Consider the following 23,588-nt stretch of genomic DNA (forward strand, 5'->3'; position numbering starts at 1 on the left):
TTCTCTTAAGGTTTCAATACAACTTTTATACAATTATCCGTTTTTGTATCAAAAATTTCATAGCCACGCTTAGCTTCACTAAGTGGAATGACATGACTCACCACATCGCCTGGATCAATTTTCCCTGTTGAAACTAATTCAAACATATATGGCATATAGTGAATAACAGGTGCTTGTCCAGTGCGGATATTGACGTTACGATTCATAATATCACCCATTGGAAATCCATTATATTTGCCGGCATAGACGCCTGTAACTTGGATTGTACCGCCTTTTCGAACGGCCTGCGAAGCAATGATAAACGCTCCAAATGCTCCGCTATGAAGTTTGAGGCCGCTCGCAAGGAACTCTAAATCCGTCATTTTACCATCCATACCAACAGCGTCAATGACAACGTCAGCTCCACCTTTTGTCATTTCTTTCAGATGCATTCCTACATTTTCAAAGTTTTCAAAATTAATAATTTCTACGTTGTTCGTACGTTTGGCATGCTGCAAACGATATTCGACATAATCTACGGCAATCACACGCTTTGCCCCTTTTAACCAACAAAATTTTTGAGCAAAAAGACCGACTGGACCGCAGCCAAGAACAATAACTGTATCTCCGTCCTTTACCCCTGCATTATCAACACTCCAAAATGCAGTGGTCATCGCATCAGCAATAACGGATAACTTTTCATCGGGCTCTTCACAAGTCTCTGGGATTTTGAAATGAGTAAAATTGGCAAAAGGCACTCTCAAATATTCTGCTTGCCCACCTGGATAACCACCCGTCGTACCTGAATAGCCGAAATACGCTCCCATATCGCCATTATCATTGGAATTATCACATTGGCTCTCCAGGTGGCTTTTGCAGTAATGACATTCACCACATGCAATATTAAATGGGATAATTACACGATCTCCCTTTTTTACCTTGGTAACACCTGGTCCAACCTCTTCAACGATTCCCATGGGTTCATGACCGATAACATAGTTTTCCTGAAGATTAGGAATCATACCATGTATTAAATGTAAATCAGAACCACAGATAGCTGTACTGGTTACTTTAATAATCATGTCATCAGGCTTCTGAATTTTTGGGTCTTCGACTTCCTTCACTTCAACATTTTTAATACCTTGATACGTTACCGCCTTCATGCTATACAACCTCCATTGTTAGTGTGCATCAGGTGTCCGATCAAACTGGCCTTTTCTATTGGTCTGAACAGGAAACAGATTCATTTTGCCAATCATGATCGTATTATTGGCGGAGAGTTGATCTAATTGATACTGCTCACTGAGTTCATAAGGATGGAACCATTTTTTTTCAATCATCAGTTCTGTAATTTCTTGATGCAAGGCAATCCCCTGCATAAGCTGATTCCGTAAAGAGGCCCTAACATCAGGAGATGAGGCTTCCGTTAACGCCACAGCCATATTACGAACCCCTTCTTTTGCGCGAAGAAGAAAATCCATGGCAAAGGTGGTATCCGCAAGCTCGGGTACATGTAACGAGTTTATTGGATCTAAATAGTCGTTATTCAATGCTTATTCCTGCCTTTCAATTTATGATTGGTGTTGGGCGACTTTGAGGAATAGGGGCTTCAAAAGGCGCCCGTTCATAAATGGTCTTCAACTCTCCAAGCGCTCGGATCGATTGATCAACATCTTTTTGCATCAATGCTCTCAGATCATCATCAAAAACCAGTCCTTGCATTAATTTGGATTTCGCTAAACAAAGCGTTTTGAAATTAATGACTTCATGCAGGTCCAAAGACTCATGAGCAGCTAATTTTTGATTATCCATTCTTCATTCACCCTTCACTGTATGGACTTAGTACAATTGTATTGTGCCGAAAAACAGAAGTCTCATTCGCTTATTCAAATAATTTATTACATATATACAAGCTAATTTACATTAAACTCCCAGTATGTTCCTTCCAACTTAGTCTATCGTATCTGTTAGCCTTCACCTCAATTTAAAAAGCCAACCTTGGATAATCTCCTTGGTTAGCTGTTTAGATTACTTCATTTCCACTGATTCATCACCAGCTTCTATTATGAAAAGGTAGGAGCAGGCAATTCATTAATTTTCATACGAAGTAAACTATATGGCTTTTGTCGCAGGTCTTCTCCATAATGAAATCTTGCCTGCCGATGTAATTGGTTCACAATGACATATAAGTATTGATCCGGACCAATCGAAAAAGTATCCGGCCATAAAATTCTAGGATCATGTGCGATGGTCTCCATTTTGCCATTGGGCAATATCTTTCGAATACTATCATTTTCATAGTCTCCAGCATAAACGTTTCCTTTTGCATCGGTAATCATACCATCAGACGCACCTTTTTCACCCCAATACTTCACATGATAACTTAAATCCATATCCGGTATAGTTCTGTCTCTTAGGGCTTCTGTTGAGATCGAGTATAGGTGACGACTGGAGAGTGGACAAAAAAATAAATTCTTTCCATCAGGAGAAATGGCTATACCATCAGAGGCCAATCTAAAGGGAGAAGTGGAGCCATCTTTGTTTCGATTCATCAAAATTTTACCTTCTACTTTCGGTAAGAAATAGGGATCGGGGGAGGTTGAATTTGCTCCATTTAACCGTCTGAACGCATTTCCATTTTCTAAATCTACGACAATAATCGCTCCCGGTCCTTTGGAAGAAGAATCCGTAATATATGTATAACCTGCTTTACCCACACGAAAATCAAATCGGACATCATTCAGATAAGTTGTTGGCAGCACAACACCTTCTGCAAAGGTATATACTTTAGTTATTGTATTTGTTTTCAAATCAACAGCGACTAATTTGGCACCCCCTTTAATAGGTTCAGAAAAATCGGGTGCCGCTGTATCTAATACCCAAAGCGTTCCCCTTCCATCAGCAACTACACTTTGGACACTAATGAAAGACATGGTGATATTCCATGGGTTTACCAAATTAGTTTCTAGACTAGGATAAGGTTGCAATTTATCCCCAACAATTTCCGCCACCGTAAATTTAACGTCGTCTCCCCATTTCGGAAAGCAAATGAAAATACGCCCGGTTTCTGAAACAGTAACGCCTGTAGGCATTGCCCCATAAAATGAATACACTAGTTCTAACTTACCGAAATATTCTTCAATAGGTAACATAGGTTTTATGATATCCTCCTTAACAAATTCGAACGGATATCACCTATATATGTAAAATTTTTATTCTAATGCCTGGTTGTTAATAATTTTTCTAACCCGATGTAGTTTCAATGGTTTGTTTTCGTTGGGAACACCGTAAACCATTAGATGCCATAACACGAAGCATAATGGAATGTGTATTCATACCTATTTAGCATTGACGAAAAAGCCCATAATCTATATAATTTTTTGAAGTAATTCCGACCAAATACAACCAATTAGGGGATGCATAAGGCTACTATGAATATCAAAATCGCGGCGGTTAGTATTTATCTGATGTTGGTTTATTCCTTTTCCTTGCACTATCCCATACTGAACAGCTTGTTCTACCCCACCTTAGGCGCGTTTTGTTTTCTGTTTATCTCACGCACCTACGATATGAAGACGTTAAGTAAAATTGCCTTTGGGGCTTTTTTAGCTTCTACGATCGGGGCCATCATGTACGCGATTAATCCAAGTGAACTTTCCTTATTAGCGGATACTTTGGTCATCATTTTCTTAATCAAAAAATTTCGTTGGAATGCACCACCCATTTTATCCGTGTCCTTTATTCCGTTTTTCTCTAAATCTTCATACCCTTGGACCATACCCTTATCGGTAGGCCTATCGCTGGGCATCCTGTTAGTGCTCCTCTTCCTTGTTCATCTCATTGAAAGTTTGCGGACCGACGCAGCCGAGAAGCAGCAGCATCCCGGCTAAACGAGCTTTCATTCCTATATATCCTCTCCACACCCGGTAAACCCGCCAATTACCCGAGCAAAAGCTTCCCCTCACTCTTGAACATTCTTTCTATGCTCTGACCTTCCTATTTATATCTACCATTTTTTGTTCTTTTTTACGGTTCCAATAACAAATAAAAGCAATGGGATCCCAACAAAGTTGATTGGAAAAACATAGGGGAGCCAAAAATTTTTGGGATAGTCGATGGAGGAAACAACGATATTTTTGTAGCCCATAGCGAATATCACTCCCAATAACCCAACAAACCCGATCATGTGCTTCCAATTGCGAATATGCAGCCATTGAGCCGTTCCATAACTCGTAATAAATAAGTACACGGACAATTTAATGCAGACACTTAAAAACCAAATCACAACAATTAAGATTTCAAGGTTTTGGATAAATTCCATTAAGGAAATATATCGGATCATCTCAAAAAACGGGTACCACATTTTTGCGCTCAGATGAGGTCCAAAGGTCATCAATGTAGCCAAAACGGACAGCGATAAAAAAAATGAAGCAAGGGTAACTCCCCAAACGGCTCTTGGCAATGCCTTTTTTTGATCTGTGACAAAACAGGTTAACATCATCATAACGACAGAAGATTCACCCAAAAAAGCAAAAGGCGGCAATGTTCCTTTCAGTATATTTCTCCACCCGGAATCCGCATAAACGGGAAGCAGCCGGCTTACATCAAAATTGACGATACCCAGCAGCAGAACAAGTCCAAATGCAAAAAATATAATCGGCCCCACGATTTCACTGCATCGTCCAATGCCTTGAATTCCGCCTTTGTACGTTACATAAATTACAGGAATAAGTACCAACAAGATAATGAGAAATAGGGGAGTCTTTTTGAACATGATCATATCTATAAAATCGGATGCTTGCCGCAGAATCACAGCAATGACCGAATACCATTGAACAAAATATGGGATGACCATGATTTTTCCCAGCCATTTCCCGAGTATCGTTTGGCTGAATTCGATAAGCGTCTGATCAGGATACAACAAGCTTAATTTTGTGGATACCGTCGTAAGGAAGAGGACGGCCGCACCGGCTATTATGAACGAAATCCATGCATCCTGTTTCGCATCCATAATAGATGGAGAGGCGGTTAATAAGATAGACATTCCAAGCTCAAATGTTGCTATGAGCCAAAGCACCTGCAGGCTTGATATCTTCATTATTTCATCGCCCCCTCCTTTAAATGCAGCGGTAACCCGGTAAGTCCCGTATTCTTGATTTTCAGTTCTACTTTAACGGATATCTCAGCTTCTCGAAACTTATCTTTCCATGATGCTTTCATTTTTTTCCAAGCATAGGGATGTTTTTTGTGAATTGTTCTTCCTAAGCCGAAAATATCCGTACCATAATTTTTTTGTACCTTTTTGATCATTTTCAATATGTCCTTTTGAACGGTTTCCTCGATCGCTTTTTCCAAAATTTCAAGATTTTTCGATTGCTTTAAATCCAAATTCGTATTGTTTTCCCGAATCTTCCCGGACCCTTCCAAAAAAATATTAAAGGTGACTTTATCTCCAGTTAAAAACGGCTTGATTGTACATTCAAACTCATCACCGTCATACGAAACATTGCCTTCTCCTTTAGAAACGTCGGCGATAATTGTGCGTTTCTTCAAACGATTTAAAAGCCAAAGTCTTTCAATGGCTTCTTTATAATCTAAAAAACCAATTAAACTTAGTTTGTCGTCAAAAATAGCTCTGCCGGCAAGTCGAATCGTTGAGCCGTCCATATCCTTAATAATTTCAACGGCCGGCAATGTCGGGCTATCCTCATCTCCGCTTGCCGCCATTAGAAAATCTGCCAGTGTGGTGGTTGCCGGAACGGCTTGTTGACGAATTTTATGGGCAGCGATGGCAGGGACCTTTTCGAATGGATACGAAACCTTTAAAAATTGATGAGCCGTGCTCCCTTTAACAACAAATATATCGCTTCTAAGCCGGATATCAGGATTTCTGCTGTATTGGTCAATGAGCTTCGAAATCCCATGCTTAGCCAATTTTTCTCCTATAAAAATAGCCCTTCGGTGACCGCCGAAGATAGCTCGGGAAAGCTTGTTTTGAATTTTTTGAGATACGTCCAGCAGGTTTTTCCCTTCCGCCGTTTCAATAAAATAAGCTTTATCCTGCCCGCTTGCTCCGTCACTGCTTAGCTTAGCCGGCAAAATAAATTGAGCGCTGCCGACATAAGTCCCGCGATCAGACAGATCGATGCCCAAACCGAGCAGAATAGCAAGATCGTTCAACTCCCTGCGGTCCCAACAGCCGGTTATCGTCAGTGAAAATAAGCTTAATATCATCAGCATCTTTTTTTTCATGTTACCTATTCCTCTGCCCCTGGTCTTGGCCATTGGTTCTCCGGAATCCGTTTTTTGTTTGATCCGCTCTCAAAAGTAGGACGATAACGCAGAGTCCACCTTGGCGGACGAATTAATACATCCTTTAAGTTTATCGGGCTCTGCGGCGCTATCGGACTCATATAAGGAACTCCAAAGGAACTCAAACAAACCAAATGTATTAAAATGCATACCGCTCCGACCATGATACCGAATAGTCCGAGAGTTCCTCCCAGGATGAGCATCGGAAAGCGAAGCAGCCGGTAGGCCGTGCCGATATTGTACCGCGGGATAGCGAAGGAAGCGATTCCGGTCGTTGCAACGACAATAACCATAGGAGCAGAAATGATTCCCGCTTCGACAGCAGCCTGTCCTATGACAAGCGCACCTACAATACTGACAGCAGAGCCTACCGATTTGGGAAGTCTTATACCCGCTTCGCGCAGTCCTTCAAACATGAGTTCCATCATCAACGCTTCGACAACAGCAGGAAATGGCACCCCTTCTCTAGCGGAGGCGATGCTTATTAACAGATTTGTTGGAATCAGCTGGGGATGAAACGTTGTCGTTGCCACGTATAACGAGGGCAGAAACAAAGCAATATTCAAGAATAAATAGCGAATCCACCGAATGAAGGTTGTATACAGAAATCGTTCGTAATAATCCTCCGATGCCTGAAGGCCGGCCCAAAAGGTCATAGGAACAATCAATGTAAATGGAGTGTTATCCATGAGAATGGCAACTTTTCCTTCGAGCAAGCTTGCGCATACGATATCAGGCCGTTCTGTATTTTGTACCTGAGGGAAGGGTGAATAAGGAAAATCTTCAATAAAATCTTCAATATAACCCGAATCGATTACCCCATCGATTTGGATACGATGGATTCTTTTGCGTACTTCCTTGAGTACAACGGCCTGAGCAATCCCCTCAATATAGGCAATAACAACGTCAGTCTTTGAGAATTTTCCAACCGAACAGGTTTCCATTTTCAGCTTTGGACTTCGAATTCTTCTGCGGATCAGCATCGTATTGGTCCGGAGTGTTTCCGTAAATCCGTCCCTTGGTCCCCTAACGGTGCTTTCCGTAGACGGCTCTTCAATACTGCGCTTATCAAATCCTTTGAGATCGGCTATCACAGCCTGATTGGTTCCATCGACCAATACAGCCGCATCACCTTTTAAAACCTGATCAACCACATCGTCTAGACCTGTAACCACTTTAACCTGTGCCACTGCCATATACATCTCATCGATGACTAACTTCACATCACTAGGCACCCCTTCATAAAGAGGCTTCAACACAACTTCATCCAACGTTTGGGTATCGCATAAACCATCGACATAAATGATTAACCCTTGTTTTTTTTCTTTTATTACGATGGAACGAAATACAATGTCAGTACAATTCCGGAAGATTTCTTTCAAGCTTGTTTCATTGACGGTCAGAACTTCGGATAAGGGCTGATGTTGGACATCGGAAAGGATTGAATGATGGATATCCATTTCTTTTGGCGCATTGGATTTAAACAAGAGCTTGAACCAGTCCATATCGACACCGCCTTCATTGAACGCTTCTTTCATCCTCCGGATGAAAAAATCACATCCATGTTATGCATCCTTTGCATAATTTGCCCATAGCGGTCCAAAGATATTCACTCCTAAGCTCTGGTAAACGTAAACCTCACGAAACAAGAGCTCCTTCCCATAGGAAAGACCCCACGACAAAATAGCAGGGTCCTCTGGATTCATGGAAGCTATCATTGGAATGTATATCAATCTGGCTTGGGCGAATTAAAAGCATTCGTATCGTATATCAGGAAACGGCCGCTTGAGGCTTTTCGAACTTTTGGATAACCTCATCGGTTGAAGCAATTTCAGCAATGCAGAAAGACAGACTCGTGAGTACGGCTTTTTGGATCTCATCTGCGCTCATGGCACCCGCGCCTAGATCAGGATGATCCATCGTAGCGTTGGCATCCGATACAAAAATGACCTTGTAATCCCTAAATTGGGCATCCCGGGCTGTAGACTCGCAGCACATGTTCGTCACCGTTCCGGTAATAATCAAGGTATCAATTCCTCGATTCCGCAGCTGCGTCTCCAAATCGGTATTGTAAAATGCGCTGTACCGGTGTTTTTTGATCAGCAAATCGCCCTTTTGCGGCGCTATATCGTCAATGATTTCTACCCCTGGCGTTCCGTCGACCAAAGCGGTCTGGTTTCCAATTGGCGGCCAAAAATGCTCCATTAAGCCCATATCTCCCCGGTCTTCGCCATGAACATGGGCGGTATAGATCACGGTTACGCCATTTTGTCTGGAATAGTCAATCAGCTTTTTCATATTCGGGAGCATTTCATAAGCCATGGGTACAAACATGGGGGCTCCCGGTTTCGCAAAATCATTTTCCATATCGATAACGAGAAGAGCTGTTTTTTTCGGGTCATCAATTGTAAACTGCATAGAAATTCCCTCCCAAGATATAATGTGCCTTAATCCAAACCATGCAAGAAGGTTCAGTTCCAGGTTTAAAAAGCTTCTCGTTTGCCTGTAAGAAATTCTTCAGCGCGTATATCAATATCGTGCTGATCTAATATTCCGGTGTCCACGATAAGCCGCTCTAATGCTGCCAACCAATGATCATAGTAGTTCCAGGTCTCCGATTCTTTAGAGTCGACATTTTCCCAATCTCCGATCTCCTGAACCAACCGGGCCCGGAAGTCATCCCATGAAGTATAATATTTCTGGTCGTATAATGCGACAGCCATACCGAACGATCGGCTTTCCCACGGCTCCTGAAAATTCAATTCCCCGTTTTTGCGCGGTGGGGCAATCCCTTCGGGTATGGAAACAAGCCACTGCTCGGCAGACTGAATATCACAGTTTTTTTCCATTCTAGTCCTCCTTTTACACAGTTACCGCAGGCGGCTGTATTTTGACAACCCCGATCATCGAATCCCGAGTCACAATAGAGGCTAGTTCCTCCTCAGACATCCCTTCCGTCCCTTCAGGCCGCTGCGGCAAAACGAGATACCTCATCTCCGCACTGCTGTCCCACACCCGGATTTCTGTCGTATCTGGCAGCATCAAGCCGAACTCCCGAAGCACCTCTCTAGGCTCTTTCACAATACGGGACCGGTAAGCCGGTTCTTTGTACCATGATGGCGGAAGCCCAAGCAAGGTCCAGGGATAGCACGAACAAAGGGTGCAGCATACCACATGATGCACCGTATCCGTATTTTCCAATACCCTCACATGTTCTCCTTGCAGACCATAATAACCGAGCGCCTTTAACTCCGTTTCCGGATCATTGAGCAGCCTTTCTTTAAACGCGGCATCTGTCCACGCTTTAGCAACCACCTTAGCCCCGTTCATGGGTCCAATATCGTTCTCATAGCGTTGTACGACACTGTCGATCGCATCGGAGGATAGAATCCCTTTTTCAATCAACAGAGATTCCAATGCTTTGGCTTTTGCCGACCAAAACGATTCCGGATGCGGATGATGGTGGGAATGTTCATGCTCATGCTCATGTTCATGTTCATGATTATCGTGTTTATTCTCCTCAGTCAATGCAAACTCCCCCTTCAATTAGTTAGAAGCAGGCTCCAAATGACTTTCCCATAAATCGATATTGACCGAATCTTTCTGCCGCAAGCCCCACAACTCGTCAGCCTCAATACGTACGGAATAGAGAGGTTCAGGACATTCCCCTTTCCCATGCGCATGGGCATCGGGGAATACATGCGCACCATACACCGCATCAATGACACCATATTTGCCTCGTGCATAGCGGGGTAATCTCGTATGTCCCGGTGGATTGATATTCCGGGTCTTTACTCGATCTCCCACTTGAAAACGGGGCACTGCGGATGCTTCGCGGTGTGTCGACGCACCATACTGCACGACAAGCTTCATGTGCTCCACTAATTCCGGCTTCTCCCGTTTTGGCACTTGGGCATTCGGATCCGTTAGAAATGTTTGTGTACGGGCTTGGACTTCCGCCGCGTCCAAAATATTCTTTTCCACCAGGTTGCGTTCGACAGCCGCAAGCCAATGACCATAATAGCCTGAAGTCATAAAGTCGACCGGATGCATCCGTTCCCAGCCGTGCCTCATCTCATCCAGGTTATATAAGCCTTGCCCCAGCGTACCCAGCAAAATGCCAAAAGCACGCTTTTCCCATTCTTCATGGAAGAGAGGTTCGTTTTCTTCCGCAACGATTTTGCCAAAGCCGTCCATGCCTCCAACATCGTGGATACCGTTCATTTCAACACCCCCGATTTAGTAATGGTGGAAAGATATCAACAGAGCGGTTCATGCAGTTGAATTTAAAAAAGAAGACAATTGGAACCGCTTACCACAATGAGTAAGACTGATTTTGAAGAAGTATGTAGTGATGCTAAGCGATCGGATGTTTATTGCGAATTCTAGTGCGGGGAAACATTCTTAGACCATTGCTACGGACTGCTCGCTCTCTTCTTGTTAGAAGAGAAACATAACCATAGGCATCACCTCCATAAGAGGTATGAATAGGAACGTAATCTCTAAGTTGTAATTATAGGATATAGAGAATGGAATATATGTAAATGTTTTAATAACGTTCGTCATATTTACAATGAGTAATTTTCGCATATTCTTTCGATTTTGTTGAATATGCTTATAATCCAATGATTTATTTACACCATGGATTTTTAACTTCCGTAATATTAATGATATGATTTATTACTGTACAGCTCGAGAGAAAATCGAAACTACCCGACAGCTAACCTGCAGATCATCGCATTACCTCCCCTCTTTCACGCAGTGTTGTTCAAATAAAACAGTCTGCTTGAATGCGCAGTCTGTTGTCAAAAGTTTATTGCAGAACATGCTAGTCTCTGTATGCCTGCATTCGTTTGAATCCATCTTGGCAACCATCACACCCAGCAATGTCCAGTCTAATTTTCAAGCCATTGCAGGATATGATTCTTAACTTCCGTTCGTTCTGCTGCGGCTAAGTCTCTCGAACGCAATGATTTATAATCAAGCTCTTTGCCCAATACTCCTATGCTTGGAGGTTCGGCCAACTCTTTGATGGTAAAACCCTCTTCCGTTTCAGGGACTTCTTTGTCGCTGCTGCATCCGATTATGATCACAGGACAGAAAATCATAATAAACAACAAAAGACTATCTTTTTCGTCTTCATCGTCTTTCCTTTCCTGATAATAGGAAAAATCACTCCGCGTCACGGTCGACCTTTTTATTGTTGGTCACGCCGAAAGGCACATGAACGGAAGGGACGATCCTGGCCACACCCTCAATGTGTCCAACCTGATCATCAAAGAAGATATGGGGCTTAAATATTCTTAATACCCTTCCTTTATCGACGCCTCCCAGAAAAAAAGCCTCATCCACTCTGATATCCAATTTTCTCAGCGTAGTAATGACTCTCTCATGTGCGGGAGCATTTCTGGCTGTAGCAATGGCTACTCTGATTTTGGGTTTGTATTCCGGATTGCTTTTTTTCTTTTCGATCTCTCTTCTTTGCAGCTTGGATATCTCCGTAAAAAAGCGGATCAGCGGACCTCCGGGAAGCGGTTCTCCTGCGTTAAGCTTCTCATGATCATGAAAAGATTGTAAAGCGCCTCCGGTTTGAAATATCGTCTCTGCCGAATCGTCAGCGATGACACCATCAAAATCGAATGCGATTCGCAGCTCCTGATCCTCGTCATTATCTATAAAGTCCGTAGGATAAATACACCCGGCTGGAAAACCGCGTTCAACGGCTTCTTTGACATCTGCCGGATTCCCGGATAAAAACAGAGAAGCATTAAATGCCTCCATATACTGAAACGGATTGCTGCCAGTAACAAAGACCGCCCTGCTTATAGGAAGCTTATAACGCTCGATCGATTTAAACACTCGCAGCCCGGTATCCGGATCATTGCGTGATAACAAAACCACTTCTACGGGCTGATCTTCTGCTGTCGAACCGTTCATGCTTAAGAGCCTTTTGATTAACGGGAATGCCACCCCTGTATTTAGAACATTCGTCTCATGCTCTCGTTGATATTGTCTGTATTCCTCTTCTCCCCTGGTTCTAAACACTTTGTCCGATTCGGTTAAATCAAACAAGGCGCTGGAAGCAACGGCAATGACGAATTTATCTTCGATTTGATATGGCATAGGGGGCCTCCTTCACTTAACTAATTCACGGATCATCGTTCTACCGAACGACAATCCTCACCTGCCGCAATGAACGGGAGCTCTAATCGTTGCTGAGATGCTCTTATTATGTTATGATCTATTTAACAAAGACCAAGTGCTGCTAACACTTGGCCTCATACAATTGGCTTGGATGGGACTCCCTTCCGAGTCATCAAAGGGACAAAAACCCACCTGTGGCGCTAACCTTGGGGTGGGTTTTTACTTTCTCTTGTAGTTATTCGAGATATATGTTAAAAGTGCAATGAGAAAGGTAGCAAAACTGATCATAATGATCATTGCATCTTTTATTTCCATGGCCTCACCTCCTTTCGAAGGGAAACCACGCCCACCCAAGATTCAATTGTATCTTCTATTATACCATCGTCTTCCAACCAATTAAAGAACAAATGTTCGAATTTTGTTCATTCCAATCTTCAATAGAATATGAGATTTTGACCGATCTAAGTAAATCCTCTTCAGTCAGGCTTCTTAATATGGATATCGATTGCCATTTAACAATTCTGTGAGTTCGTGTTTCGAGTAAGTTCGATCTGAGTTGAATTCTGAAGTTCTTTCTCTAATATATGGGCTACGACCGATCCCGCTAATCCAATGCTGATATTCATTGCCGGCAAGATGAATACATAAATTGCCGATAGAATTCATATTAGGCTTAAATCTATACCCTATTTGATCATCATTTAAATGATTCAAGCAAGTAATAACTCTGTTTAATTCCGTGTTCATGGTTTTAAGAATTTCATCAATATACATCATCGAATATACCTCCCTGAAATTCTCATCGAGTGTCGTAAAGGATTATCGTTTGCACGTACATGATAATCCTGCCGGCCGCGATGCAGTTAGTTTCGCAGGGTTGTCTGCTGATTCTTCTGACATGCTAACTGAATTTGCTCCGATGTGTGAATATGGTGTTATATATTGTTGATGCCAGCTTGTGCTTCTTTCAACCATAGGTGCTGATTTATCTACAATCTAGAAAACTTCCCAATCTTAGATAGATCCGCAGCGTAAATACGGTGTTATCTGAAGTATAACTCTCTCTTCTAATCTATTTCTGGTTTATCCAAATCGGTATGATTAATAATACTAGTGAGATTACAATTAAACTTCTTGTGGAGATTGTATTCAATTTTTTATTCTTCTCGGATTTATACCAGCCCTTAAACTGAAAGTAATTTCGGTATAACACCAGAAATATCATTATATTTCCCAGCGTTGTACTCCAATGATAAATGGGTTGGTCAAATATCAATTCATATATGATCCTCTCCAATCCGCCTAAAATAAGCAGCGTCAAAGCAAGTAAAATACATAACCGGAGTAATTCGAATATAAACGAGAACCATTTAAGCATTAGATTTTATCTCCTTTCATGCTTTTGTACGGAGATAAGCACCTTCTAAAAATTTTCGTTCGGAAATTGTGCCTATCCCTTGCATTACCCGTAACATATACGTATTATCTTTTATTACAGATATTATCATAACATTCCATTAGTTTACATTCGATCAAGCACACATAACCCAAATCCCAAATATTTGTCGCATCTACTAAAAAAGCCAAGCCGGATTCATCCGACTTGGCTTTTCTACATTATACAAACAATGAACTTATAATTCTGACTAGCTTGGATCAAACAATTACTTTGTCACCAAAACCTGAAGCTCCTTCACCACATTCGAAGGAGAGTCGCTGGTCAGCGCCGACACCAGGTTTTTCGCAGCCAGCATGGCCATATCTAATCGTGTGGCGGCTGTAGCGGAGCCGATATGCGGCAGCGTCACAACATTGGGCATCTTCAGCAAAGGGTTGTCCGGTGAAGGAGGCTCCGGATCGAATACATCTAGGCCCGCTCCGCGAATCCGGCCGGATTTAAGCGCTTCGATTAAGGCCTGCTCATCGACGGTCTGGCCTCGGGAAGCATTGATGAAGAAAGCTGTCGGCTTCATCATTTCAAAATGCTCCTTGCGGATAAAATGAACCGTCTCCGGCGTCAATGGCGTCATCAGAACGACAAAATCAGACTGCTTCAGCAGGTCTTCCAGGCTGCTGTACTTTGCTCCGTAAAGTTCCTCGGCTTCAGGACGGCGGCTGCGGTTGTAGTAAAGCAGCTCCATATCGAAGCCGTTTACGGCACGCTTGGCGATAGCCTCGCCGATGCGGCCCATGCCGATAATTCCAAGTGTGCGGTGATGTACATCCATACCGAAGAGAATGTCATCGGTAAGCCCTTTGCCCCGCTGCCATTTCCCTTGCTTCACGAACGCATCCAGCTCAGGAACCCGGCGCGCAGAAGATAGCATAAGCGCCAGAACGAGATCGGCAACCGTATCGTCAAGTACCGTAGGCGTATGTGTTCCAAGAATGCCCCGTGCCTTCATCGCCTCTATATCGTAGTGGTTATAACCGACCGATACGGTGCTTACGGCTCTCAGCTTGGGCGCATGATCCAGCAGCTCCTGATTAATCGGAACGCCGGTGGCCAGCAGTCCTTCCACGTCCGAAAGCTCGCCCAGCAGGGCTTGGCGCGAAGCCGTGCCTTGCCCATCCCACATCCTGCACTCGCAATGCTGCTCCAAATAAGCCAATACTTCCGGATCCACCGGCTTGGCTATATAGATCTTCGGTTTGCCCATGAACACCTAGCCTCCTATTTCGCTGTCGCGTGAATGGCCTGCTGCTCCTGCGGCAGGACTTCGTTCAAGCTGCCCGAACGGTAGCCTTTCAAATCCAAGGTAACATAAGCGTACCCGATTTCCTTAAGCTTGGCGTGGATCGTCTCCGCAACGGAGAGCACTTCAGCCAGCTCGGAAGCCGGCACTTCGATCCGGGCCAAAGTATCATGCTGACGTACGCGTACTTGACGGAAGCCCAGCTGAATCAGAAAATCCTCCGCCTGATCGATCATGGAAAGCTTCTGAGCCGTAATCAGCTCGCCATAAGGTATTCTCGAGGACAAGCAGGCAAAGGACGGCTTATCCCAGGTTTTTAATCCAAATTTGCGGGACAAATGACGAATCTCCGATTTCTTTATCCCCGCCTCAAGCAGCGGTGCACGAACACCCCGTTCATGAGCGGCCTGAAGGCCTGGACGGTGCTCGCCCAGATCGTCTGCGATGGCGCCGAATACGAGATGCTTGTAGCCGCGAGCCTCGGCAATCGGAATCAGATGATCGAAAAGAGAGTTTTTGCAAAAGTAACAGCGGTTCGTCGGATTTTCCGCATAGCCGGGAATATTCAATTCACTGGTATGAATCACCTCATGAGGCGCCCCCATCTCAGTGGCCAGCGCGATGGCTTCGTGCTTTTCCCGTTCGGGATAGGTTTCCGAATCGGCCGTAATGGCGAGCACGCGATCCTTACCCAGAAATTCCAACGCCGCCTTTAACAAAAAAGCGCTGTCAACGCCGCCGGAAAAAGCCACTACAACTCTGTCCATTGAACGGAGAATGTCCCCAAGTTTTTCGTATTTTTGCTCAATTTGCTGCTCCATGTCTGCCAAGGTTCCAGCCTCCTTTTATGATGTAAGGGTATCCAACGGATTCACCCTGTCGCACACGTTTGCAGTTCGTGAGATAGCGTAACCACTCTTGACTATTATAGACCCTTTTGAAGCGGAGAAAAAGGTATTTTTTCAAATCCTCTTCTCAACACGGAAAAATGTGACAAAAAAAAGCCTGTCTCGTTGGCGAGACAGACTGCTGCTTCAAAAGTCCTTTTACTTACAACAGCCCTTTAATGTCTTTTTCAAGCGCCTCAGGCTCCGTACGGGCGGAGAACTGCTTGACCGGTGCTCCGTCACGGTTCACCAGGAACTTGACGAAATTCCACTCGATATCCCCTGTTCGGGTCTCTGCAGGAACGTTTTTGATCAAATAGGTGTACAGCGGATGGGCGTTATCGCCTTTGACGTCGATTTTGGCGAACATCGGGAAGGTCACCTGATAATTCAGCTCGCAAAATTGTTTAATCTGTTCTTCCGTACCCGGCTCCTGGCCGCCAAACTGGTTGCATGGAAATCCGAGAACGACAAGCCCTTGATCCTTGTACTTCTCATATAGCGCCTGGAGGCCTTTATAATGAGGAGTCAATCCGCAGGCACTGGCCGTATTAACAATCAGCAGCACCTTTCCTTTGTAATCTGCGAGAGACTTTTCTGTTCCGTCAATCGTTTGGGCTGAGAAATCGTAGACTGACATGTTTTCCTCTCCTATCGGCATGGAATGTTACTCCACCTATTGTATCATGAACCTCCTTGGAATAAAAATCCATGGACAATTAGAGAAAACCAATCCGCTCTGGTACAATTAATAAAGAAATACAGGGTAAAAAGGCCGAAGGAGGTACTGCGCAGATATGAATGAAATTCAATCGATTCAAAATAAATTGGAAGAAGCCATCGGCCGATTGGAAGCTCGTTTTCTTGAACGTGAGGAGCTGATCCGCCTGCTGCTGCTCGGGCTTATGGCCGGTGAGAACGCGCTCTTGGTCGGTCCTCCGGGTACAGCCAAATCCCAGCTGGCGCGGGCGGTTTCCCAGCTGTTCGGCAGCGGGCGTTGGTTCGATTATTTGCTCACCCGCTTTACAACGCCCGACGAAATGTTTGGGCCGGTCTCCTTAAGACAGCTGAAGCAGGACCAATATGTACGGCAGACGGACGGATATTTGCCCGCAGCGGATTTTGCCTTTTTGGATGAAATTTTCAAAGCGAACAGCGCAATTCTGAATGCGCTTCTGTCGATTTTGAACGAACGCATCTTTTTTAACGGTCAGACCAAGGAGCAGGTGCCCCTGCTTTTCCTGATGGCGGCTTCCAACGAGCTTCCGGAGGAGAACGACCAGCTTGCGGCGCTGTACGACCGGTTCTTAATCCGATTTGAGGTTGGTTACTTAAAGCAAATGTCCAGCTACGAACGCATGTTTCAGCTGCCGGCCGATCCCCTTCCCCCGCTGCTTTCCCTGCGTGATATTGAGACCGTACGGCAAGCAGCAGCCGGAGTCACCATACCGGAGCCGCTTATTTACATGCTGTATCAGCTGAAAAGCGACATGGAGGAAAAAGAATTCGTATTATCCGACCGGCGCTGGAGGAAAATAGGCCAGGTTTGGAAAACCTCCGCGGCGCTGAACGGACGAACGGAGGTCGGCGTTTGGGACACGGTCTATACCCCGCACATGCTCTGGGATCAGCCCGAGGATTACGGGACCTTGCAGGAGCTGTTTCAGAAGGTGTTCCAGGAAGCCTTGAAGCAGGAGACGGAGCGCGAGCTGCCGCTAAAGCGTTACGATCAGATTGCCAGGCATTGGCTCGATAAAGAGGAGGAGCTCCACGCTTTCCAATTTAAGAAAGAAGTCGGCGGCCGCTTGAGCAAAGAGGATCACGAGAAAGCCAAGGCCAACCTGGAGGAATGCCGGATGGAGCTGGAGGAAACGGCCCGTGAGCTTCGCGGCAAGCTGGTGCAGTGGCTGCAGCGGGAAAAGGATTTGCCGGGATATATCCGAAACCGGAATTTCCTGCTGGTTCAAACCGCGCAGTTCGCCGTAAAGTACACCCACCTCCGGATTCAGGGAGAGCGTACGCTGCAGACGCTGCAGGGACTCTACCGCACTCTGTTCGACAGGGAACTCCCGGGCGTTGAATATGATTACACACTGTAGCTCTGTTGAGGTGGTGTCCTTATGATCATACGCTGTGCGCGGGTCGACCGCTTTGTGTTTGACGGATACGTTCACTCCTCCAGAACGGCACAGGAGTGGATTCGTGAAGCCGAGGCGCGGACACCTTGGTTTTCCATCGAACTGTTCGCCGATTTCTTCTTGTGCTTTTATCTGGCGAATCCGCAGACCGACCACAGCGGCGAGGCAACCCCGTTCCACCGCTGGCTGGTCGGAGAGCTGCAGAAGCAGTTCTTCTACCGGACGATCCATCCCCGGACGATTGGCGAAGTGAATGCCTCCTTCAAGACGGCGCTCAAATCGCTTATGTGGCTCACGGAGAGCTTCGAGCAGGAAGTCAACAAGCGGAAGCATGAAGAACAGCAGCTAAGAACTATCGGATTGAATGAGCAAAAACGGCAGCAGGGCCAGGAGCAGACTCAGGTTCAAGAGCATCTTAACGATAAACAGCTGGAGCAGCTCCGGCTTGTCGGGTATACGCTGCAAAGAGGCAAACGGAATGTGGAGGAAAAGCAGGCGGCACTGGACAGCCGTCCTTTGGTCCATAAGGAGATCGCCGCCTTGAAGGAGCGCATCCGCTCGCTTCAGGAGGACCTGAGGACCGACTTCATCCGCCGGGACAAGCTGCGGCAGAAGCTGGCGAAAGCGGAAGCCGAGCTGGGTGAGCGCGAAAAACAGATGGAGCGCATGAACCGGCGGGAGCGGGAAAACGTTCGTCAGCTGGAGGAGCAGCTTGGAGGCTGGTTGAACCGTGCTCTGCAGGAAACGCTTGGCCAAGAGGAATCCGAAAGCCTGAACGTGTTCGAACTGCTGCAGGCCAGTCAGCGGATCGCAAACCGCCGCTGGGGCAGCGATTTGGGTCGTCTGCATCGTCAGCAGTTTGCTCATTACATGCAATGGGTTGAAAAGCTGAAGCGGCATCCGGAGCTTGTCGCATTCCTACAGGAGGTTGGACGGCAGCTTCAGCACTTGAAGGCCCGGCACCGTAAGGTGCGCTCGCCTCGCATACCTGAAAGCTATGACGACCTGAGGCAGTCCGGAGATATTTCTCATATGCTTGCAAGCGAAGCCAGCCTGCTGGCCGATGAAGATTACGAGTCCTATTTTATGGTCAAATGGCTTGAACGCAAGCTGCTGACCTATAACGTCACCGGCTGGACGGAGGAGCCTCAGCGAGGACCTGTGATCTGCATGCTCGACACTTCCCATTCCATGCGGGGAAGCAAGCTTCGGCTTGCGCAGATTTTCATCGCTACCTTCGCGGCCTTTAGCATGCTGGAAAAACGTGATTTCCTGCTCCTCCTGTTCGGCGCCCGCGGCGAGCTGATCGAGCACCCGCTCTATTGGCGCAAGCCCGACTGGCCGGCATTTTACGCCTTGGCGCAGATGGCCTTCGGAGGCGGTACGCACTTCGACGCCCCGATGCGGCGGGGCATCGAGCTGGTCAACGCCGAGCCTCGTTACCATGACGCCGATTTCGTCATGGTCACCGACGGCGTCGGTTCCATCTCGCCGCCCGTGCGCGACGCCCTCGCCGAGCTCGGCCAAACGAAGCATGCGCGCCTGCACTCGCTCATTATCGGCGCGGCGCGGCAGCATCTTGCCCAGCGGTACGATATTCTGGGTGTTTCCCATCAGGTACGATTCGCCGCTTCTTGGGAGACCCAGGGCAGCAGCGAACTGCTGCTTGACGTGTTCAAGGTGCATTCTTAGCCAGCTTTGCTGCTGTTCCGGAAGAAGTGAGTACCCATCCCGATCGTAACAGAGAAGAACCCACCCGGGCGCTAACCTTAGGGTGGGTTCTCATTTATTGTGCTCTTCTTAATACGGTACTGCCCCAGCCGCCCGCTCTTCATCCAGCGCCTTGGCCTTCAGCCGGCCTACAAGCGACTCCAGAGTCTCCGGCATCAGCAGCTCTACCGGCGATATCCCCCGGTCAAACTCCAATCCGTCGCCTTCGAGTACAACGACGTATCGATCACCCAGCTTGGCGATATGAAGCCGATCGCCGAAATCGGCGAGCAGCGCCTTCACGGACATATTCCCCAGCTTCAGCTTCATCTCCAGATCCGGCTTTTGCTCGACCATGATCGACGCCGCTTCGATCACCTGGTTTTGATCCCATTTTTCCTGAAGCTCCCGCTTCTCACTGTGGGCCCAGAGCTCCATTTCTTCAAACTCGCGTTCTTTTTCTTCCGGATCGTCTTCGTATACCTGCTCAACGTATTGCTGTACAAAACCGAGCACCTGATCGCTCATCAGCTCCGGCACCGATTTCTCATATTCGACGTATTTCAAGAAGTCTTCAAAATATCTGGCATGCGAGGATTGATGAATTTTAAGCTCCCATACCTCCATCATTCCCGGCTCCGGCATGTGCGGGTACATGATCGATTTCATATTTTTGGCGTTGATCGCCATCTCCACTTTGTTCAGCAGACTGCGCTCGTCTGTAATCCGGGCAATTTTTTGCTCGAAATCGCATTTGAACACAAACAGGAATGGCTCGTCAAAATACTGGTTCGCCTTCGCCCGCACGACGAACATGGCGCCGCCGCGAATCGCGCTTGCATCCATATACGTGGTCACCAGCTCATCGGCATGCCCCATAAAAGCATCTATCGTCTCCGCTGTACGTAAACGGGCAAATAAATTATAGTTCGGGTTGCTGTCCAGATCATATCCGGGCTCCGCCGCGAATCGGCCGATCTTGGTTGGAACCTGTTCCGCCTTCGGATTGCGTTCGGCTTTGCGTTTGGCGGTTTTGGAGAACTCTCCGTCCAAAAACGCGCTGAGCTCGCTCATGGAGTAATCATCCCCCTCCATCGTCTGGTAATGCTTGCTCCGCTTGCCGCCTTGTCCGTCCTCTCCGTCCACCTGGATTACGAAAAAAGAAATATACTCCACGTCAAACTTCATCTAAGCGTCCCCTTCATAAGTACATAGTTAAGCCGCCGGCCGGAAGGCCGACTCCTAGTATACTACAAGGTTCCGATAGGTTCATAGAGGAAAAAGTTCTAAAACCATCGGAGTGATTACGCTTAAAGGAGTAACGTGTTACCGCTGTGCGGCGTTTCATGGAAAGGGCGGCAGATCGAGGCTTGTCAGCAGGAGAATGAAATGTGGCGGGAGTATATATCAATTTTTATGTATTTTGGTAAAAATGTTACTGCTATTGGCAGTTCCTTGTTCTTGAGGTAAGCTCGGCAGCGGTTGCCCATTCCTCAATTGATGCAGCAGGTTGATCAATTCTCCATAAGTAACTGGCTCGGCGTTCGGCTGCAATTCATATCCCAATTGTCCGTTGGCTTCGATCGTAGCCGTCTTTACTTTAGAGATGGTGTTGATACCATGCTGCCTGAGCCTCATTTCAAGCTGTTCCTTGGTCATCCTCATTTTTTTTAACGGCTTCTCTAAGATTTGCCCATTGCTGACGACAATACTGGGTTTACCTATCATCAGCTGTTGGAATTTACTCACCTTTAATTGAATGAATTGCGTTAAGATCAATATGCCGACAACCACAGCCATAGCAATCATAGTCTTCCAAACACTATCCTCGTTGATCGCATGGCTGATTAACGTGCCTATGGCCAATGTTGTGATAATTTCCAATGTTGTCATTTCAGCCACGGTTTTTTTTCCGGCTAATCTGAGCAGCAAATAGCCGGCCGGAACGATAATCAGAGCTTCACCCACATAATTCATAGCTTCTCCCTCAATTTACCTGTTTAGGGTTATATTCTCACAGAGAATACGGTTTTATTCCTTTTCTCCCCAAGCAAGAACAATCGTTAATTAGGCTTATTTTCCTCTTAATCCAGCTTTAAATAACAATATGCTATTCATGCCGTAAACGAATCCCTTTAAAATACCAATCACAAAAATGTTTTGTCATCCAGAAGGTAACGAACAGCGAAATCCAAGTCCAGGTCCAATTCCATTGGATATATCGGATTAAATGCGTATATTTTTCTAAGATCACCTCCGGAATGGTGAGCAGTGTACAATACACCGAATAATATCCCCACTGGAACCAACGACTTCGTAGATATGGATAGCGGGTGACAAATACGGTACATACCACGGGGTAGGCAAGAAATTCATAGGTAAAGCTGGTACGGTTTATATCAGCAAGTTCCCTGACAGGGTATTCCAATAAACCATATTCAACGGCCAGCAAACCCAATGGCCAGGTAATGGCCTGTTTAAAGAGCAAGGCAATGGCGGCTACCCGTATTTTGTTACGGGGTATAGTTAGGATCAGTATGAAAGAAACAATCCATACACCAATTAATAGAATGTAATCCAGTTTCATGGCATGGTTTCCTTTTCATTTACGACGATCACTTCTTTAAAAAAACAACGGACAATGGCATTTGCACAACCAAATATGACGATGAAAGCAATCCAAGCCATCGACCAATGGTAATGTACATATTCCACAAGCTCTGTATATCGGGCCAGTCCATGATGAAACCAAGCTAATACAAAGCACCAGACGATAAGATAAACAGCTCTCGTTGTCCATGACCGCCGGGGCTCGAAGATCAAATAAAGTCCGCAAAGGCATGGATATACCATATATTGCATCGTAAATCCCATATCTGCTGCTTTAGGGAATTCCCGAACGGGGTAGGCAAGCCAGCTCAGCTTTACATGAAGAGCGACGTTCACCCAAGTTAAAGTATGGCAGACGAGAAATCCGAACAAAAATTTGCGTGAGCTGGCCCGGGGTACCAACCAGGCTATTACGCCAATCCCCAGTAACCAAATGATAATGATGATCGCTCGTTCCAGATTCATGAGTGCGGTCATTCCCCTTTTAGAAAAAAATGGCGGATCAGGGTTATTATGATCGACGTCGAAGGTTAAAATGCATAAACTTAGAAAGAGTCACGGTCTTTACACACACCGACATTTTTAGTGGATTGAACCAGGCCCGGAAATACTGTTATAATTATCCAAATGCAAATTCGAAGGAGGATAGGAATGATTCTTCTCTCCCTTTTTTTAATCCTATTGGGTTTGTTGATGTTAGTTCTTCCCAGTGCAATCTGGACAATAGCGGAAAGCTGGAAATCAAACGATGCAACAGAACCCTCGGACCTGTATATTTTTTCAACCCGTTTTGGAGGAGCATTGGTTACATTAGCTGGAATTGGAGGAATATGCGTTAAAATGTTCCTCTAAATCAACTCCATAATGTACCATTGGATATCTAATGTTTCCGATCCCTTGGTTCCCCCTGCTCCGGTAACCCATGTCAATTCCACAAGGCGATCGCGCTCAAGCCTTAAGAACCGCCCGTAATGGGGATGACGCTGTGCCTCACTGTCCGTTTCAGCTTTTGTAAACCGTTTCAAATAAGAAGACGGAACTCGCCATAAATACAATTTTCAATCCCAATATAATAATTAGTACTGTTTCTTACCCAGGGCCAACAATTCCAT

General features: G+C 45.7%; 27 protein-coding genes. 4 read left to right on the forward strand and 23 right to left on the reverse strand.

The genetic code is table 11. The features are described 5' to 3' along the window. Positions 1–5: 5 nt before the first annotated feature. From ACZYR9_RS13580 to ACZYR9_RS13595, 4 genes are all read right to left on the reverse strand, one after another. On the reverse strand, positions 6–1,142 hold the full coding sequence (locus ACZYR9_RS13580) for a zinc-dependent alcohol dehydrogenase (RefSeq protein ID WP_488979032.1): 1,137 nt from the start codon (positions 1,140–1,142) through the stop codon (positions 6–8). A gap of 18 nt (positions 1,143–1,160) precedes the next feature. Then, a complete protein-coding gene (locus ACZYR9_RS13585; RefSeq protein ID WP_488979033.1) occupies positions 1,161–1,529 on the reverse strand; it encodes a spore coat protein in 369 nt (122 codons plus the stop codon). Positions 1,530–1,545: 16 nt separating this feature from the next. After that, the gene (locus ACZYR9_RS13590; protein WP_488979034.1) at positions 1,546–1,791 is read right to left on the reverse strand and encodes a spore gernimation protein GerQ; all 246 of its coding nucleotides are present in this window, start codon (positions 1,789–1,791) and stop codon (positions 1,546–1,548) included. Positions 1,792–2,042: 251 nt separating this feature from the next. Then, complete coding sequence (locus ACZYR9_RS13595) at positions 2,043–3,140, reverse strand: L-dopachrome tautomerase-related protein (protein ID WP_488979079.1); 1,098 nt, start codon at positions 3,138–3,140, stop codon at positions 2,043–2,045. A gap of 270 nt (positions 3,141–3,410) precedes the next feature. Here ACZYR9_RS13595 and ACZYR9_RS13600 point away from each other — a divergent pair, with 270 nt between their 5' ends. Continuing rightward, entirely contained in the window at positions 3,411–3,869 is a 459-nt protein-coding gene (locus tag ACZYR9_RS13600) for a hypothetical protein (RefSeq protein WP_488979035.1), read from the forward strand. A gap of 116 nt (positions 3,870–3,985) precedes the next feature. Here the strand turns inward: ACZYR9_RS13600 and ACZYR9_RS13605 are convergent, their stop codons facing one another. The 14 genes from ACZYR9_RS13605 to ACZYR9_RS13670 all read right to left on the reverse strand — a co-directional run bounded on the left by ACZYR9_RS13605 (position 3,986) and on the right by ACZYR9_RS13670 (position 16,658). Further along, entirely contained in the window at positions 3,986–5,077 is a 1,092-nt protein-coding gene (locus tag ACZYR9_RS13605; protein WP_488979036.1) for a GerAB/ArcD/ProY family transporter, read from the reverse strand. Then, positions 5,077–6,264 (reverse strand): Ger(x)C family spore germination protein, encoded by a 1,188-nt coding sequence (locus ACZYR9_RS13610; RefSeq protein WP_488979037.1) that lies wholly within the window; start codon positions 6,262–6,264, stop codon positions 5,077–5,079. Before ACZYR9_RS13610 ends, ACZYR9_RS13605 begins: the two co-directional genes overlap by 1 nt. Beyond that, the gene (locus ACZYR9_RS13615; protein WP_488979080.1) at positions 6,237–7,796 is read right to left on the reverse strand and encodes a spore germination protein; all 1,560 of its coding nucleotides are present in this window, start codon (positions 7,794–7,796) and stop codon (positions 6,237–6,239) included. The genes ACZYR9_RS13610 and ACZYR9_RS13615 overlap by 28 nt, the downstream gene beginning before the upstream one ends. A 265-nt stretch (positions 7,797–8,061) precedes the next feature. Further along, the gene (locus tag ACZYR9_RS13620) at positions 8,062–8,709 is read right to left on the reverse strand and encodes an isochorismatase family protein (protein ID WP_488979038.1); all 648 of its coding nucleotides are present in this window, start codon (positions 8,707–8,709) and stop codon (positions 8,062–8,064) included. 65 nt (positions 8,710–8,774) lie between these two features. Beyond that, complete coding sequence (locus tag ACZYR9_RS13625; RefSeq protein ID WP_488979039.1) at positions 8,775–9,140, reverse strand: nitrile hydratase accessory protein; 366 nt, start codon at positions 9,138–9,140, stop codon at positions 8,775–8,777. A 13-nt stretch (positions 9,141–9,153) separates the two neighbouring features. Continuing rightward, a complete protein-coding gene (gene nthA, locus ACZYR9_RS13630) occupies positions 9,154–9,819 on the reverse strand; it encodes a nitrile hydratase subunit alpha (protein ID WP_488979040.1) in 666 nt (221 codons plus the stop codon). An 18-nt stretch (positions 9,820–9,837) separates the two neighbouring features. Continuing rightward, entirely contained in the window at positions 9,838–10,515 is a 678-nt protein-coding gene (gene nthB / locus ACZYR9_RS13635) for a nitrile hydratase subunit beta (protein ID WP_488979041.1), read from the reverse strand. A 671-nt stretch (positions 10,516–11,186) separates the two neighbouring features. Further along, on the reverse strand, positions 11,187–11,477 hold the full coding sequence (locus ACZYR9_RS13640) for a hypothetical protein (RefSeq protein WP_488979042.1): 291 nt from the start codon (positions 11,475–11,477) through the stop codon (positions 11,187–11,189). Continuing rightward, positions 11,464–12,414, reverse strand: a complete 951-nt coding sequence (locus ACZYR9_RS13645) for a 5'-nucleotidase (RefSeq protein ID WP_488979043.1) — start codon at positions 12,412–12,414, stop codon at positions 11,464–11,466. The genes ACZYR9_RS13640 and ACZYR9_RS13645 overlap by 14 nt, the downstream gene beginning before the upstream one ends. A gap of 240 nt (positions 12,415–12,654) precedes the next feature. Next, positions 12,655–12,750, reverse strand: a complete 96-nt coding sequence (locus ACZYR9_RS13650; RefSeq protein WP_488979044.1) for a putative holin-like toxin — start codon at positions 12,748–12,750, stop codon at positions 12,655–12,657. A 174-nt stretch (positions 12,751–12,924) separates the two neighbouring features. Continuing rightward, positions 12,925–13,212 carry a DUF1572 family protein gene (locus ACZYR9_RS13655; protein ID WP_488979045.1) on the reverse strand — a complete coding sequence of 96 codons (288 nt, stop codon included), beginning with the start codon at positions 13,210–13,212 and terminating at the stop codon, positions 12,925–12,927. An 887-nt stretch (positions 13,213–14,099) separates the two neighbouring features. Then, positions 14,100–15,095: a 2-hydroxyacid dehydrogenase gene (locus ACZYR9_RS13660; RefSeq protein ID WP_488979046.1), complete on the reverse strand. Its 996-nt coding sequence runs from the start codon at positions 15,093–15,095 to the stop codon at positions 14,100–14,102. Positions 15,096–15,109: 14 nt separating this feature from the next. Further along, positions 15,110–15,952, reverse strand: coding sequence for an ATP-dependent sacrificial sulfur transferase LarE (gene larE, locus ACZYR9_RS13665; protein ID WP_488979081.1), 843 nt, complete (start codon positions 15,950–15,952; stop codon positions 15,110–15,112). A gap of 229 nt (positions 15,953–16,181) precedes the next feature. Beyond that, positions 16,182–16,658 carry a glutathione peroxidase gene (locus ACZYR9_RS13670; RefSeq protein ID WP_488979047.1) on the reverse strand — a complete coding sequence of 159 codons (477 nt, stop codon included), beginning with the start codon at positions 16,656–16,658 and terminating at the stop codon, positions 16,182–16,184. 157 nt (positions 16,659–16,815) lie between these two features. Here ACZYR9_RS13670 and ACZYR9_RS13675 point away from each other — a divergent pair, with 157 nt between their 5' ends. Together ACZYR9_RS13675 and ACZYR9_RS13680 are read left to right on the forward strand one after the other, a co-directional pair. Further along, entirely contained in the window at positions 16,816–18,117 is a 1,302-nt protein-coding gene (locus ACZYR9_RS13675; RefSeq protein ID WP_488979048.1) for an AAA family ATPase, read from the forward strand. A 21-nt stretch (positions 18,118–18,138) separates the two neighbouring features. Further along, positions 18,139–19,848, forward strand: coding sequence for a vWA domain-containing protein (locus tag ACZYR9_RS13680; RefSeq protein ID WP_488979049.1), 1,710 nt, complete (start codon positions 18,139–18,141; stop codon positions 19,846–19,848). Positions 19,849–19,956: 108 nt separating this feature from the next. On the opposite strand, the gene ACZYR9_RS13685 is transcribed toward ACZYR9_RS13680, so the two are convergent. The 4 genes from ACZYR9_RS13685 to ACZYR9_RS13700 all read right to left on the reverse strand — a co-directional run bounded on the left by ACZYR9_RS13685 (position 19,957) and on the right by ACZYR9_RS13700 (position 22,941). Next, the gene (locus tag ACZYR9_RS13685) at positions 19,957–21,054 is read right to left on the reverse strand and encodes a DUF3900 domain-containing protein (RefSeq protein ID WP_488979050.1); all 1,098 of its coding nucleotides are present in this window, start codon (positions 21,052–21,054) and stop codon (positions 19,957–19,959) included. Positions 21,055–21,273: 219 nt separating this feature from the next. After that, positions 21,274–21,843 (reverse strand): DUF421 domain-containing protein, encoded by a 570-nt coding sequence (locus ACZYR9_RS13690; protein ID WP_488979051.1) that lies wholly within the window; start codon positions 21,841–21,843, stop codon positions 21,274–21,276. A 133-nt stretch (positions 21,844–21,976) separates the two neighbouring features. Next, a complete protein-coding gene (locus tag ACZYR9_RS13695; RefSeq protein ID WP_488979052.1) occupies positions 21,977–22,453 on the reverse strand; it encodes a CBO0543 family protein in 477 nt (158 codons plus the stop codon). After that, complete coding sequence (locus ACZYR9_RS13700; RefSeq protein WP_488979053.1) at positions 22,450–22,941, reverse strand: CBO0543 family protein; 492 nt, start codon at positions 22,939–22,941, stop codon at positions 22,450–22,452. Before ACZYR9_RS13700 ends, ACZYR9_RS13695 begins: the two co-directional genes overlap by 4 nt. 186 nt (positions 22,942–23,127) lie before the next feature. Here ACZYR9_RS13700 and ACZYR9_RS13705 point away from each other — a divergent pair, with 186 nt between their 5' ends. Next, positions 23,128–23,328 carry a DUF6199 family natural product biosynthesis protein gene (locus ACZYR9_RS13705; RefSeq protein ID WP_488979054.1) on the forward strand — a complete coding sequence of 67 codons (201 nt, stop codon included), beginning with the start codon at positions 23,128–23,130 and terminating at the stop codon, positions 23,326–23,328. On the opposite strand, the gene ACZYR9_RS13710 is transcribed toward ACZYR9_RS13705, so the two are convergent. Beyond that, complete coding sequence (locus ACZYR9_RS13710) at positions 23,325–23,531, reverse strand: hypothetical protein (protein WP_488979055.1); 207 nt, start codon at positions 23,529–23,531, stop codon at positions 23,325–23,327. The two genes, ACZYR9_RS13705 and ACZYR9_RS13710, sit on opposite strands and share 4 nt — an antisense overlap. Between the last annotated feature and the right edge of the window lie 57 nt (positions 23,532–23,588).

Source organism: Paenibacillus sp. F024 (assembly GCF_057814255.1).